Source organism: Blastococcus aggregatus (assembly GCF_900221005.1).
Lineage (GTDB): Bacteria > Actinomycetota > Actinomycetes > Mycobacteriales > Geodermatophilaceae > Blastococcus > Blastococcus aggregatus.
Genome location: NZ_OBQI01000001.1, coordinates 589718 through 602746, shown reverse-complemented (window position 1 = coordinate 602746; position 13029 = coordinate 589718). Strand labels below are relative to the sequence as shown.

Here is a 13029-nt window from a genome sequence, read left to right as displayed (position 1 = left end):
CACCGTTAGCGTGTGCCGGTGACCATCCAGCACCCCCGGCCCGCCGCCTCCCGCGGTGGTCCGGGGGTGCTGGGCGTCGTGGTCGTCAACTACGGCTCCAGCGCCCTGCTCCGCCAGAACCTGGCAGCCGCCGGTCCCCTCGGCCCCGACGTCCGGGTCGTCGTGGTGGACAACCACAGCACCGACGAGGAGCGAGCCGCGGTCACCGCGCTGGCCGCCGAGCGCGGCTGGGACCTCGTCGCGCTCCCGGACAACCGGGGGTTCGGCGCGGCCAGCAACGCCGGCTTCGCCCGGGCCCGGACACTCGGCTGCACGACCTTCTGCTGCCTCAACCCCGACGCCTCGGCCACGCCCGAGGTGCTGGACGAGCTGCGCCGGGCGAGCACCGCCGACCCGCTCGCCGTGATCGCCCCGCGGATCGTGGACTCGACCGGAGCCACCGTGTTCGCCGGGTCGACGCTCGGCCTGCGCGACGGCCGCACGGGGGCGGCGCACAGTCCCACCCGGTCCCGCGGGCCCGTCGAGGAATGGCTGACCGGCGCCTGCCTGGTCGTCTCCGCCGAGATGCTGGACCGCATCGGCGGGTACGACGAGGACTACTTCCTCTACTGGGAGGACGTCGACCTCAGCCACCGGGCGCTGGCCGCGGGCGGAACTCTCGCCGTCCGCTCCGACTTGGTCGCCGTGCACGACGAGGGCGGCACGCAGGGGGAACGCACCGGCGACGCCAAGTCCGACCTCTACTACCGGTACAACTGCCGCAACCGGCTGGTCTTCGCGGCCCGCAACCTGCCGCGGCGACAACTGCTGGGCTGGCTGCTCCGCACGCCGCGGGTCAGCTGGGAGATCCTGCTCCGCGGGGGCCGGCGGCAGCTCGTGCAGTCGCCCCGGCCGCTGCTCGCGGTGGTCCGGGGGACGCTGCAGGGCGTCGGGATCGCGCTGGTCGCGCTGGTCGGGCGGCCCTCACCCCAGCCCCAACGGGTGAGGCGCACGCCGGCTCCCCGGTGATGTGATGAGCGGGTGACCGCCACGACCGCGTCGCCGTCGATCCCTGGCCTGCCCGACGCGGGCGGAGTGCGGATCACGGTCGCCGTGCCGACCTTCCGCCGCCCGGCCGACCTGGCCGACCTCCTGCCCCGCCTCCTCGAGCAGGCAGCCGAGGTGACCGCCGGCGGCCGGTACTGCGCGGAGGTCCTCGTCGTCGACAACGACCCGACGGGCAGCGCCGCCGCCGTCGTCGCCGGGCTGCCCGGGGTGCGGTACGTGACCGAGGCGCGTCCGGGCATCGCCGCGGTCCGCGACCGCGCACTCGACGAGGCGGCGGACTCCCGGTTGCTGGCGTTCATCGACGACGACGAGCGGCCCCGCGACGGGTGGCTCGCCGCGCTCGTCGGCACCTGGGAGGACTCCTCCGCCGCAGCCGTGTCCGGACGGGTCCTCGCCGAGTACACCGCCCCGGTGGACCCCTGGATCGAGGCCGGCCGCTTCTTCGTGCGCCGGCAACTGCCCACCGGCACCGCCATCGACGTCGCGGCCACCGGGAACCTGCTCCTCGACCTCGACCAGGTGCGCGCCGCCGGGACCCGGTTCCAGTCGTCGCTCGGCCTCGCCGGAGGCGAGGACACCCTCTTCAGCAGGTCCCTCGCGCGGGCGGGCGGGCGCATGGTGTGGTGCGACGAATCGGCGGTGTACGACCGCGTGCCCGCCGAGCGCATGACCCGCCGCTGGGTGCTCACCCGGGCGTGGAGCCACGGCAACGCGACGGTGCTGACGGAGCTGCGGCTCGCTCCCGGTGGTGCCGCGCGGCTGCGCGTGCGCGCCCTGGGCCTCGGGCGGGGGGTGCTCCGCGTCGGCGGCGGCGCCGCGCGCTGGGCACTGGGCCTCGCCGTGCGATCGCCGCGCCACCAGGCGCGCGGCGCCCGGGCGCTGTTCCGCGGCGCCGGCATGGTCGGCGGCGCGGTCGGCGTCGTCTACGAGGAGTACGCCCGGACCGGCCGTCGATGGCGTCTGGGCCGGGTCGCCGCGTGATCGGCCGCCGGACGGTGCTCACGGCTGCCCGCCGTGCGGCCGGCCCCGTGGCCGGCTCGGTCGTGCGGGTGCGCACGCCGGAGGCCCGCGTGGTCCTGACGTTCGACGACGGACCGGAGCCGGGCGGCACCGACCGCGTGCTCGGCGCGCTGGCGGACGCCGGTGCGACGGCGACCTTCTTCGTGCTGGTCGGCCGGGTGCGCCGGTACCGGCAGCTGTTCGACGAGATCGTCGCCGCCGGCCACGAGGTGGGACTGCACGGGATGGACCACCGGGCCCTGCCGGAGGTGCCCACGGCCGAGGTCGCCGCCGCGATGCGCGCAGGCCGGGCCGAGCTGGAGGACGCCGCGGGCCGTGCCGTCCGGTGGCACCGGCCGCCCTACGGCCGGCAGACCCTGGGCAGCTGGCGGGCGGTCACCGGGGCCGGGCTCGTGCCCGTGCTGTGGGGGCCGACCACCTGGGACTGGCGGGACGTGCCGCACGACGTGCGGCTGGCCAAGGCCCGGGAGGGCGTGCACCCGGGCGCCATCGTGCTGGCCCACGACGGCTTCGCCACCGCGGAGGACGGCGCCTCCGACGGGCCCGCGCCGGTGCTCGACCGGGGGCGGCTGATCACCGAGGTCCTGGCCGGCTACGCGGCCGACGGGCTGCGCGGGTGCTCGCTGGACGAGGCACTGCAGGCCGGTACCGCCGTCCGCGAGGCCCGCTTCCTCCGCTGACCCGGCGTCAGCCGCGCAGCGCCGCGCGGGCCCGGCGGTAGGCAGCCAGGTGCGCGCGCCCGGCGCCGTCCCACTCCCGCCGCGCGAGATCCGGCCGGCCGGCCGGCGGGCTCGTCCGCAGCCCGGCGAGAGCCCCCTCCAGGTCCGCGCCGGTCAGGGGCGGCGTGAAGGTGTGCACCCATCCGGCGCCGACCTCGGCGGCCAGGCGGCGGGTGACCTCGTTGTCGGGTACGAGCACCGGAGTGCCCAGGGAGAGCGCGGCGAGGGCGCCGCCGGAGTTGTGCATCTCCCGGTAGGGGAGGACGACGAGCTCGGCCTCGGACACCTCGGCGACTAGGTCCGCATCGGGCAGGAAGGACAGCGACAGGCCGATCCGCGGGTCGTCCGCGGCCGCACCGCGCAGCTGGTCGGCCAGCTCCTCCGACGTCGGCCGGCCGGCGACGCGCAGGCTGAGCCCGGCGTCGGCGGTCTCCCGGAAGGCGGCGACGAGGGAGTCCACGCCCTTGTAGCGGCGCACCTGGCCGACGAAGACCAGGCGCCCGGGGCGGCGCTCCCGACGCGGGTGCGGGGCGTACCACTCGCGGTAGTGACCGTGCAGGACCGTCTCGACCGGTGTCCCGCCGTCCAGCTCGGTCGTCTCGTTGATCCGGATGCGCAGCGCCGTGACGCGCTCGGCCCACCGGAGCAGCACGGTCTCGCGGCGGGTCAGGCCCTCGGGCAGCTCGAGGTTGTGGACCGTCCGGACCAGCGGCACGCGGGTGAGCCGCAGCCGGAGCAGGAACAGCACGAACAGCCCCTGCCGGACGAGCTTCTTCAGCGGGCCGTTGCCGTCGACCAGGATCTCCGGCCAGTGCGCGTGGAAGGCGTCGTAGCGCGCCGTGAGCGCCCGCCGCCAGGAGAAGGTCAGCACGCGGACGCCGGGCGTCCGGTCGAGAGCGTCCCGGAGCATCACCACGTAGGGGTTCGTCGTCTCCCGCGGCTCGGGAAAGGACTGCAGGACGGTGAACGGGTGCCGCGGTGCGGGCTCGGCGCTCATGGCCTCTGGACCTCCGGGGTGTGCCGGGCGGGCGACCGGCGGTGGGGTGGTCATCGGCGGACCATCGAGCGACCGAACGCCAGGACGCCGCCGAGGTCCTCCCGGATCCTCCGGGAGGCGACGGCGAGGACGGCCATCACCGCGGCACCGGCCAGGCCGGCGAGCAGCAGCTGGACGGCGAGCGGCAGCGGGTTGGCGAACAGGCAGACCAGCCGGGCGGCCACCCCCGCAGGAACGGCACACGCGAGGATGCGCGCCGCGCCCCCCGCCAGCGCGCGGCCGGGGAACGGGGTGATGCGCGACAGCCACCACAGCGACAGGGGCCACTCGAGGAAGGCGGCCAGCGCGTACCCGGCCGCGACGCCGACGACGCCCCAGGAGCTGCCCGCCAGCACGCAGACCAGCCGCAGCAGGGCGGTGCCCACCGTGTAGCGGAGCAGCTGGGTGCCCAGGCCGCGGGTCAGGTAGGTCCACAGGCCCACGAACGCCAGCGTCTGGGACGCCGCGGCCACGGCCAGCAGCGCCAGGATCGGCGTGACCTCCGACCACCGTGGTCCCAGGAACAGCTGCACCAGCGGCTCCGCCGCGCCGACGACCACCCCGAGCGTCACCACGATCGGGAGGCCCAGGGCCAGCTGGCCGCGGCGGAGGTACTCGTCGAACCGCTCGCGGTCGCCCTGCAGCCTCGCCAGCACGGGCAGCGCCACGGCCGTGGCGGGGGAGCGGAGCTGGTTGAGCGGCGTCATCAGCAACTGGAAGCCGCGGTTGTAGAGGCCGAGGGCTGCGGGGTCCAGGCGCAGGCCGATGGTCACGGTGTCGACGTTGTTGCCCGCGTAGTTGACCAGCTGGGTCCCCACCAGGTGCAGGCCCAGCGTCAGGAACGGGCGCAGCCCGGGGGTGCGGCGCGGCCGGCCGGGCGCCCAGCCGGCCGGCACGGCCACCAGGACGAGGGCGACGGTCGCCTGGACCAGCTGCTGGGCGACCAGGGCCCAGTAGCCCGCGCCCGCGACGGCGAGGACGATCGCCGACCCGGCACCGGCCGCCTGCGCGAGGACGTCCGCGGTCACGAGGGGGCGGAAGCGCATCTCCCGGGTCAGGGTGACGCGGAACTGGGTGGCCATCCCGTTGAGCACGAACGTCCCGGCGAGGGCGCAGGCGATCCCGCTGAGCGCCGGGCGGTCGAACAGACCGGCGAGGAGCCCGGAGGACGCGACGACCACGAGGCACAGGGCGGCACCGATGCCCGTGTTGATCCAGAAGAGCGCGTCCCGGGTGGACCGTGGCAGCTCCGGGGCCCGGATCGCGGCCGTGCTCAGCCCGAAGTCGCGGACGATCTCGCCGATGCCCACCACCACGAGCACGATGGCCAGCAGGCCGTAGTCCTCCGGCAGGAGCAGCCTGGCCAGCAGCACGATCGAGCCGAACTGGATGACGATGCGCAGGGCCTGGCCGACCAGGGTGATCCCGGCGGCGCGGGCGGCCCGCGGCTCGGCGGCCGGCGGCTCGCCCGCCGCCGGGGACGGGATCTCGACGGCGGTCACGACGTGCCTACCGGAACGGCTGTCGCCGGGCGGGGGAGCGCCGCCTCGGGCCCGGGCCGGGCCGTGCGGGCAGCGGAACCGAGCGTCGCGAGCGCGACCAGGAGCACGGCGGTGGCGTTCCACTCCAGCAGGTCGAACGACATGACCATGCCGACCATCAGCAGGGCCGCCGGCCGGACCTGCGGATCCCCGCGGAGCAGCCCCAGCGCCAGCGCGGCCACGAGCGCGACCGCCCCCACCAGCCCGGCGACGGCGAAGGTGGCCACGAGCTGGTTGTCCACGGCGAAGAAGCCGTCCAGCTGCAGGAGACCGGCGGCGAACAGGTCGTCCAGGGAACCGGTTCCGCTGCCCAGCAGTGTCTGGGCCAGGGACCGGTCGAGCAGCCGCTCGGCGGCGTCGAGTGCGGCCAGCCGGTGCGTCAGCGAGCCGGTGCCCTCCAGGCTGCTGACGATCCCGAGCCGGGCGTCCTGCAGGCGGAGGACGACGCCCGCCGCGGTCAGCACGATCGCGATCCGGGCGGCCATGCCGATCCGCAGCGCGCCGGGCGTCACCACGGCGATGACCGTGGCGGCGCAGAGGACGACGGCGGCGCTGCGGCTGCCCGACATCGCCAGCCCGTAGCCGGCGGCCGCACCGGCCAGGACGCGGACGGAGACCGGCCAGCGGGTGGCCCGGGTGAGGCAGAGGGCGGCCGCCACCGCCATGAGCGTGCCGAACGGGATCGGGTGGGCCATGGTGCCGGTCGCCCGGTCGCCCAGCGCGGGCACCAGCTGGTTGACGTCGTAGGCGGGAGCGGCGCCGCCGAGGTAGCCCCACGGGGCGGGCACCCCGAACGAGCTGCCGGCGAGCGCCACGGCCAGCTCGGCCAGGGCCAGGAGGACCAGCCCACGGGCCAGCAGACGCACGTCGTCCGGCCCGCAGGTGACGGCGAGCAGGGTGCAGCCCACGAGCAGCAGGGCGGTGGCCGCCCCGGCGACCAGCTCGACGGGGGTTCCGTGGTGCACGCTCGAGACGGTGCCGCACAGGAGGACGACGGTCACCAGCGTGACGGGCATCGTCCAGCGGACCGTGCGCCCGTGCTGCCACAGCGAGGCCAGGACCAGGACGAGCAGGGCGGCGAGCACCGCCCAGGTGATCTTGGGCCCGGCGACGAGCGAGGGGACCGCCGCCCATGCGGCGACCACCACGACGAGGACCACGCCCGGCCGGGTGGCCAGCGGGCCGACCCGGGAGGCGGGGCCGGTGCCGCCGCCGCTCGTGTCGTATCCCAGGCTGGTCACGCGCCCAGTCTGCGGGCGGAGGGCGGAGTTCCCCGCGTACCGGCGGCCCCCCGCCACCCGGAAGGGGCAGTCCTCCCGGCCCGCCGGCCGTTCACCCCTTGGGGGCAGCCTCCGGCCCGACCCGGTCCCGGCACGGCGCTGTCTCGATAACGTGACGCGAGGGCATCCGTCGGCCGACCCGACAGGTACACGCGGTGAGGCGGCCGTTCCTCTCGATCGCTGTGCACCTACGGGGGAGACTGATGGACCTGCACGAGCTACTGCAGCTGCTCCGCCGGCGCTGGCGGTGGACGGCCGCCGTCGCCTTCGCGGGTCTGCTGGTCGCGGGCGTCGGCTCCCTGGCCACGCCGTCCTCCTACCAGGCCGGCAGCAGCATCTTCTTCTCGCTGCGCTTCGGCGACAGCGCCGACGACCTGGCCCAGGGCTCGGCGTACGCCCAGAACCAGGTGGCCTCCTACGCCATGCTGGCGGGCACCCCGGCCGTGCTGGACCCGGTCATCGTGAAGCTCGGCCTGGAGACCACGCCGCAGGCCCTGGCCGGGCAGGTGTCCGCGGAGGTCGAGTCCGGCACCGTCGTCCTGCAGGTGCGCGTCAGCGACGCGTCGCCGGCGCGGGCCGCGGAGCTGACGAACGCGGTCACCGAGCAGTTGGTCGCGACCGTGGCCGAGCTGGCGCCGCAGACCGCGGACGGGCAGCCGACGGTCGAGGGGGTCACGGTCTCCCCGGCGGTGGCTCCGACGTCGCCGAGCGAGCCGCGCACCACGCTGAACCTCGCCATCGGACTGCTCGCCGGGCTCGTCCTGGGGATGGGCGCCGCGGTCGTCCGGGACCTCACCGACACCCGGGTGCGCACGGCCGAGGACCTCGCCCAGGTGACCGACCTGCCCCTCCTGGCCGGCCTGGACACCCCGCCGGGGGCGGACGCCGGCCGCGACCTCGTCGTCGTCAACGCGCCGCGCAGCCCGTCGGCCGAGGCCTTCCGGTCCCTGCGCACCGCCGTGCAGTTCACGGCCCGGCCGGGGCAGCCGCTGACGCTGCTGGTCACCTCCTCGCACGCCGCCGAGGGCAAGTCCACCGTGGCGGCGAACCTGGCCGAGACCCTGGCCGAGACCGGCCTGCGGGTCGCGCTGGTGGACGCCGATCTCCGCCGGCCCTCGGTGGCCGACGCCTTCGGCCTCGAGGGAGCGGCCGGCCTGACCACCGTCCTGATCGGCCAGGCCGGTCTGGACGACGTCCTCCAGGACTGGGGCTCCTCCGGGCTGCACGTCCTGACGTCGGGGCCGCTCCCGCCCAACCCCAGCGAGCTGCTCTCCGCCCCGGCGATGGCCGACGTGCTGGCGCAGCTCGGGGCGAGCCACGACGTCGTCCTCGTCGACGGGGCCCCGCTGCTCCCGGTGACCGACTCCGCCGTCCTGGCCCGGCTCGTCTCCGGGACGATGCTGATCGCCGACGCGAGCCGCACCCGACGTCCGGCCGTGCTCCGCAGCCTCGGGCTGCTCGAGCGCGTCGGCGCCCGGGTCGTGGGCGTCGTGCTGACCCACGTCCGCCAGCGCGCCGCCGACGGCTACGGCTACGAGGCGGCGCAGCACCCCGAGCAGCCCACGCAGCCCAAGCAGCTCAAGCGGCCGAAGCGGTCCGAGCGGCCGGAGGTCGTCGCCGCCCGCAGCCTCCTGGCGGTGCCCCCGCCCAAGGCCCGTGGCGGGAACCCCGAGCCCTCCGGACGCCGGTGATCCCACCCCCCGCACCCTCCGGCGGGGACGGGGCCCCGACCGGGGTCTCCGTCCTCGTCGTGTGCACGGCCAACATCTGCCGCTCACCCGTCGGGGAGCGGCTGCTGGCGTCCCGGCTGGAGGGCTCGGGCGTCACCGTCGGCAGCGCCGGCACCGCCGCCCTGGTCGGCCGTCCCGTCGATCCGCCGATGGCGGAGCTCCTGGCGGGCGCCGGGTTCCCGGCGGAGGCCTTCACCGCCCGTCAGGTGCGGGCGGACCTGCTCCGGGACGCCGCCCTCGTGCTGACCATGACCCGGGAGCACCGCGCCGCCGTGGTCGCCACGGCGCCCGGGGCCGTCCGTCGCGCCTTCCTGCTGACCGAGGCGGCCGACATCGCCGAGGCCGTCGCGGCATCGGGGTGGCCGGCGGGGGTGGCCCCGGGGCCGGCGGCCCGGCTGGCCGCGCTCCCGTCGCTGGCCGGTCCGCACCGGGTCCCCGGCGGGTCCGGGGTCGACGTGCCCGACCCCCACCGGCGCCCGGCCGAGGACTACGCGCGGTGCTTCGCGCTCATCGAGGACGCCGTCGACCGCCTGGTGCGCGCGGTCAGCTGACCGGCGGGAGGACGGCCTCGGCGAGGGCGGCCGTGAACGCCGCCATGGAGAAGCGCGCCTCCGCGTCGGCGCGGCCGGCCGTCCCGAGCGCAGTCGCGAGCTGCGGGTCGCGCAGGAGCCGGAGCACCGCACCGGCCAGCGCCCGCGGGTCGTCGGCGTCCACGAGCAGGCCCGTCTCGCCGTCCCGGATGACCTCGAGCAGCCCGCCGGTCCGGGCGGCCACGACCGGCCGGCCGAGCAGGAGCGCCTCCACGGCGACGAGGCCGAAGGACTCGACGCGCGAGGGGACCAGGACGACGTCGGCGCCGGCGACGTAGGGAGCCGGGTCCTGGAAGCCGGTGAAGACGGTGACGTCGTCGACCCCCTCCCGGACGGCCAGGTCGCGCAGCTCCACCTCGACGGCCTCGTAGCCGGGATAGCAGTCGCCCACGAGCGTCAGCGTCACGTCGTGCCCCGCCGCGCGCACCAGCGCGGCCGCCCGGATGGCGGTGTCCTGCCCCTTGATGGCCGACAGCCGGCCGACCACGACGAGGTCGCAGGAGCCCGCAGGAGCGGCGGTGGCCACCGGCGGCCGCACCCCGTTGTGGACCACGCGGAGGCGCCGGGCGGCCCACGGCAGGGAGTTCCGCACCCACGCCTGCGTGGCCGCGCTGTTGGCGACGACCAGGTCGGCGGCGAGCAGGGGGGAGAGCAGGAGCGCGCGGGCCGGCCGGGGCATGGGCATGCTCTCGTGCACGTGGCAGACGACGCGGATCCCGCTCAGCCGTCCGGCCAGGAGCCACTCCGGCGCCGTCACGGTGCTGACGTAGAGCACCGCGGCGTCCTGCGCGCGCAGCCAGGCCGACAGCGTCAGCACCGAGCGCAGGAAGCGCCATCCGAACACCGCGGCCTTGCGCGGGTCCTTGAGCTCCACCTTGCGCAGGACCGGGAAGTCCTTGACGAGGACCTCGTGGCCCCGGGACCGCACGGCCTCGACCAGCGGGCCGGAGGTCGACACGACGGCCAGCACGTCGGGACCGAGCGCGGCGAGGGCCTCCAGGAACATCCGGTCGCTGCCGTACAGGTCGGCGTGCGGGTGCACGGCCACGACGCGGCCGGTGCGCGGTCTTCCCACGGGAACTCCAGGTGTCGGTGGGCGGCTCGCGCGGCGAGCGCGGTGCCCGGCCATGTCGCGCATCGCGCCGGACGCTAGCCGCGCGGAGGGGACCGCCACCACGCCCGGTGACCCCTTCGGGGTGGTTCCGGCGTGCCCGCGGGAGGCCGCCCCTCCCGATGGGGTGAGGCGGCTCCCGGAAGGGGCGGCGGCAGGCCCGTCAGCGCCCACACTCGGCGGGCCGGTCCGCGGCAAGCGGGCCCGACGAGACCACCGGAGGCACCGTGCTGCACGACGACGTGGCGGAGGCGCACGTGCCCGCGCCCCCCGCCGCCCCGACCCGGCCCCTGACCCGGCCGGCGCCCGGGGAGACGGTGACCGACACCGTCCGGCGTCTGGCCGGCGCGCAGAAGGGGTCGCAGGGCGCCCCGGCGTACGGGCGCTTCGTGAACCGGCCCCTGGGCCGGCTGTTCGCCGCCCTGGCGTTCCACCGCGGCATGACGCCGGACGCCGTGACCGCCTGCAGCGCCGCCTTCACCTTCTCCGCGCTCGCCGCGGTCGCGCTCGCGCCGCACACCTGGTGGGTCGGGGTGCTCGTCGCAATCGGGCTCGTCGTCGGCTACGCCCTCGACTCCGCCGACGGGCAGCTCGCCCGCCTCCGGGGCGGCGGTTCGCCCGCGGGCGAGTGGCTCGACCACATGGTGGACGCGGCCAAGATCGCCTGCCTGCACCTGGCGGTGGCGATCGGGCTCTACCGGCAGGGCGACCTGGACGAGGCCTGGCTGCTGCTGCCGCTGGGGTACCTCGTCGTGGACGTCGTCTACTTCTCCGCCATGCTCCTGAACGAGGCGCTGCGCAGCCGGCACGGTACCCCCACGCGGGCCGCGCCGACGGCGGCCGGGGCGAGCGTGCTCCGCTCGCTGGTCCTGCTCCCGACCGACTACGGCGTGCAGTGCCTCGTCTTCGCGCTCCTCGGGTGGACGGCCGCGTTCGTGGGCCTCTACGCCCTCCTCGCGGCGTGCACCGCGGGCTTCCTCGTGCTCGCCCTGCCCCGGTGGCGGGCCGAGATGACCCGTCTCCCCGACCGCCCGGCCGCGGTTCCGGGTGCCACTCCCTTCGGGTGAACGCGACTCCCGGAACGGTGACGCAGCGTCATGCGGCCTGTTCGACTAGGGGTTCAGCATCGAAACGGGGGAACGTGAGATGACGCTGATCGGATACGCGCCGGGTGCCTACGACCTGTTCCACATCGGTCACCTGAACATCCTCAGGCATGCGGCCCAGCACTGTGACCGGCTCATCGCCGGCGTCGTCTCCGACGAGATGCTGCTGCAGGCCAAGGGCCGGCTGCCGGTCGTCCCGCTCGCCGAGCGCATGGAGATCGTGAGCAGCCTGCGGTTCGTCGACGAGGTCCACGCCGAGACCGTCCCGGACAAGATCGACACGTGGCGTGAGGTGCGGTTCGACGTCATCTTCAAGGGCGACGACTGGCGCGGGACGCCCAAGGGGGAGCGGCTGGAGCGGGACTTCGCCGCCGTCGGGGTCGAGGTCCGCTACTTCCCGTACACGATGCACACCTCGAGCACGGTGCTGCGCCGGGCACTCGACCTGCTGGACGCCGGCTCGCCGGCGGCCGTGCCGGCCGCCCGCCGCGGCGGTGCCCGGTGACCGCTGCCGCGACCGGCCGGCCGCACGCGCCGGGGTCGGGCCGGGGCCGGCTGCGGATGGCGCCCGTGCTCATGTACCACTCGATCAGCCCGTCCGGCGTCGCGGACCCGCACCGGATCCGCGTGCACCCGGATCGGCTGGACCGGCACCTGCGGCTGCTGCGCCGCCTGGGTCTGCGCGGGGTCCCGCTCGCGGAACTGGTCCGCGCCACCGACCGCGGCGAGGCCGCCGGGCTGGTCGGGCTGACCTTCGACGACGGCTACACCGACTTCCTCGAGCACGCCGTGCCGGTGCTGGACCGGCACGGCATGGCCGGCACGGTCTACGTCGTCGCCGGCCGGCTGGCCGGGCAGAACGAGTGGGACGAGGGGCCGCGGCTGGACCTGATGGACGCCGACGCGGTGCGCGCGGTCGCCGCCGCCGGGCACGAGGTGGGCAGCCACACGCTGCACCACGTGCATCTGCGCGGCGCGACCCCGGCCGTGCTGGCCGAGGAGATCCAGGGCAGCCGGCGGGTGCTGGAGGAGGTCCTGCAGGCCGAGGTGCCCGGCTTCGCCTACCCGTGGGGTGAGTTCGACGCCGCCGCGGCCGACGCGGTGCGCGCGGCCGGGTACGACCACGCCTGCGTCACCGGCGACTACCTGCCGGGCGACCGCTTCACGATCCCGCGGTTCTACGTGGCCCCCGGGGACGGGGCGGCGCGGCTGCTCGCCAAGCTGACCCGGCACTCCTGGCGCATGCGCGGCGTCCCCGATGCGGGCGGTGCCGGGTGAAGCGCCGGGGACGGCGGGGTGCGCCGGTACTGCCGGTGGTGGTCCGGGACCTCCTGGTCAACGGCGTGCTGGCCTCACCGGTCGTCCCGACCCGTGTGCGCTCGGCTGCGCTGCAGCGGCTGGGGCTCGGGGTGGCGGCCGGGGTGACCGTCTCGCCGGGTTGCTTCTTCGGCGGCACGGACGTGCGGATCGGCCGGGGGACCTTCGTCAACGGTGGGGTGCTCGTCGACAACCAGGCGGCCGTCACGATCGGGACCAACTGCGCCATCGGTCACCGGGTGCAGCTGATCACCAGCTTCCACGAGCAGGGGCCCAGCAGCCGGCGGGCGGGAGCCGTCCGCGGCGCGCCGGTCACCATCGGGGACGGGTGCTGGATCGGCGCCGGCGCCATCGTCCTGCCCGGCGTCACCGTCGGGGACGGCTGCATCATCGCCGCCGGCGCCGTGGTGACCCGGGACTGCGCGCCGGACGGCGTCTACGCCGGGGTGCCCGCGCGACGGCTGCGGGATCTGGCGGCCGACGTCGCCTGACCGCGGAGCCGGGCGCCCACCGGGGGACGGCGGGTGCGGCC

At 76.2% G+C, this 13029-nt stretch carries 13 protein-coding genes; 9 read left to right on the top strand and 4 right to left on the bottom strand.

The features are described 5' to 3' along the window. The first annotated feature begins 18 nt into the window (after nucleotides 1-18). The 3 genes from CRP29_RS03055 to CRP29_RS03045 are packed head-to-tail and all read left to right on the top strand — an operon-like array spanning nucleotide 19 to nucleotide 2747. Nucleotides 19-1008 carry a glycosyltransferase family 2 protein gene (locus tag CRP29_RS03055; protein WP_176522806.1) on the top strand — a complete coding sequence of 330 codons (990 nt, stop codon included), beginning with the start codon at nucleotides 19-21 and terminating at the stop codon, nucleotides 1006-1008. 12 nt (nucleotides 1009-1020) lie between these two features. Beyond that, nucleotides 1021-2028 carry a glycosyltransferase family 2 protein gene (locus CRP29_RS03050; RefSeq protein ID WP_217991431.1) on the top strand — a complete coding sequence of 336 codons (1008 nt, stop codon included), beginning with the start codon at nucleotides 1021-1023 and terminating at the stop codon, nucleotides 2026-2028. Continuing rightward, nucleotides 2025-2747 (top strand): polysaccharide deacetylase family protein, encoded by a 723-nt coding sequence (locus CRP29_RS03045; RefSeq protein WP_217991430.1) that lies wholly within the window; start codon nucleotides 2025-2027, stop codon nucleotides 2745-2747. Before CRP29_RS03050 ends, CRP29_RS03045 begins: the two co-directional genes overlap by 4 nt. Before the next feature lie 7 nt (nucleotides 2748-2754). Here the strand turns inward: CRP29_RS03045 and CRP29_RS03040 are convergent, their stop codons facing one another. From CRP29_RS03040 to CRP29_RS22565, 3 genes are read right to left on the bottom strand one after another with little or no spacing between them, the layout of a single operon-like run. Then, a complete protein-coding gene (locus tag CRP29_RS03040) occupies nucleotides 2755-3783 on the bottom strand; it encodes a glycosyltransferase (protein ID WP_097193552.1) in 1029 nt (342 codons plus the stop codon). Between the two features lie 50 nt (nucleotides 3784-3833). After that, entirely contained in the window at nucleotides 3834-5324 is a 1491-nt protein-coding gene (locus CRP29_RS22570; protein WP_176522805.1) for a lipopolysaccharide biosynthesis protein, read from the bottom strand. Then, the gene (locus CRP29_RS22565) at nucleotides 5321-6604 is read right to left on the bottom strand and encodes a hypothetical protein (RefSeq protein ID WP_176522804.1); all 1284 of its coding nucleotides are present in this window, start codon (nucleotides 6602-6604) and stop codon (nucleotides 5321-5323) included. The genes CRP29_RS22570 and CRP29_RS22565 overlap by 4 nt, the downstream gene beginning before the upstream one ends. A 242-nt stretch (nucleotides 6605-6846) precedes the next feature. Here CRP29_RS22565 and CRP29_RS03030 point away from each other — a divergent pair, with 242 nt between their 5' ends. Both CRP29_RS03030 and CRP29_RS03025 read left to right on the top strand, forming a co-directional pair. Continuing rightward, the gene (locus tag CRP29_RS03030; RefSeq protein WP_097193551.1) at nucleotides 6847-8334 is read left to right on the top strand and encodes a tyrosine-protein kinase domain-containing protein; all 1488 of its coding nucleotides are present in this window, start codon (nucleotides 6847-6849) and stop codon (nucleotides 8332-8334) included. 59 nt (nucleotides 8335-8393) lie between these two features. Continuing rightward, a complete protein-coding gene (locus CRP29_RS03025) occupies nucleotides 8394-8924 on the top strand; it encodes an arsenate reductase/protein-tyrosine-phosphatase family protein (RefSeq protein WP_217991429.1) in 531 nt (176 codons plus the stop codon). On the opposite strand, the gene CRP29_RS03020 is transcribed toward CRP29_RS03025, so the two are convergent. Further along, complete coding sequence (locus CRP29_RS03020; RefSeq protein WP_176522803.1) at nucleotides 8917-10038, bottom strand: glycosyltransferase family 4 protein; 1122 nt, start codon at nucleotides 10036-10038, stop codon at nucleotides 8917-8919. The two genes, CRP29_RS03025 and CRP29_RS03020, sit on opposite strands and share 8 nt — an antisense overlap. 263 nt (nucleotides 10039-10301) lie before the next feature. Here CRP29_RS03020 and CRP29_RS03015 point away from each other — a divergent pair, with 263 nt between their 5' ends. From CRP29_RS03015 to CRP29_RS03000, 4 genes are all read left to right on the top strand, one after another. Further along, the gene (locus CRP29_RS03015) at nucleotides 10302-11141 is read left to right on the top strand and encodes a CDP-alcohol phosphatidyltransferase family protein (protein WP_245852356.1); all 840 of its coding nucleotides are present in this window, start codon (nucleotides 10302-10304) and stop codon (nucleotides 11139-11141) included. A gap of 79 nt (nucleotides 11142-11220) precedes the next feature. Beyond that, nucleotides 11221-11685, top strand: a complete 465-nt coding sequence (locus CRP29_RS03010) for an FAD synthase family protein (protein WP_097193549.1) — start codon at nucleotides 11221-11223, stop codon at nucleotides 11683-11685. Next, nucleotides 11682-12458: a polysaccharide deacetylase family protein gene (locus CRP29_RS03005; protein WP_097193548.1), complete on the top strand. Its 777-nt coding sequence runs from the start codon at nucleotides 11682-11684 to the stop codon at nucleotides 12456-12458. Before CRP29_RS03010 ends, CRP29_RS03005 begins: the two co-directional genes overlap by 4 nt. Continuing rightward, nucleotides 12455-12988, top strand: a complete 534-nt coding sequence (locus CRP29_RS03000; RefSeq protein WP_245852354.1) for an acyltransferase — start codon at nucleotides 12455-12457, stop codon at nucleotides 12986-12988. Before CRP29_RS03005 ends, CRP29_RS03000 begins: the two co-directional genes overlap by 4 nt. Nucleotides 12989-13029: the final 41 nt, after the last annotated feature.

What these genes read in the sequence shown, in the direction of transcription:
- CRP29_RS03040 (WP_097193552.1), bottom strand. Translation starts at nt 3,783, where the DNA reads ATGAGCGCCGAGCCCGCACCGCGGCACCCGTTCACCGTCCTGCAGTCC.
- CRP29_RS03030 (WP_097193551.1), top strand. Translation starts at nt 6,847, where the DNA reads ATGGACCTGCACGAGCTACTGCAGCTGCTCCGCCGGCGCTGGCGGTGG.
- CRP29_RS03010 (WP_097193549.1), top strand. Translation starts at nt 11,221, where the DNA reads ATGACGCTGATCGGATACGCGCCGGGTGCCTACGACCTGTTCCACATC.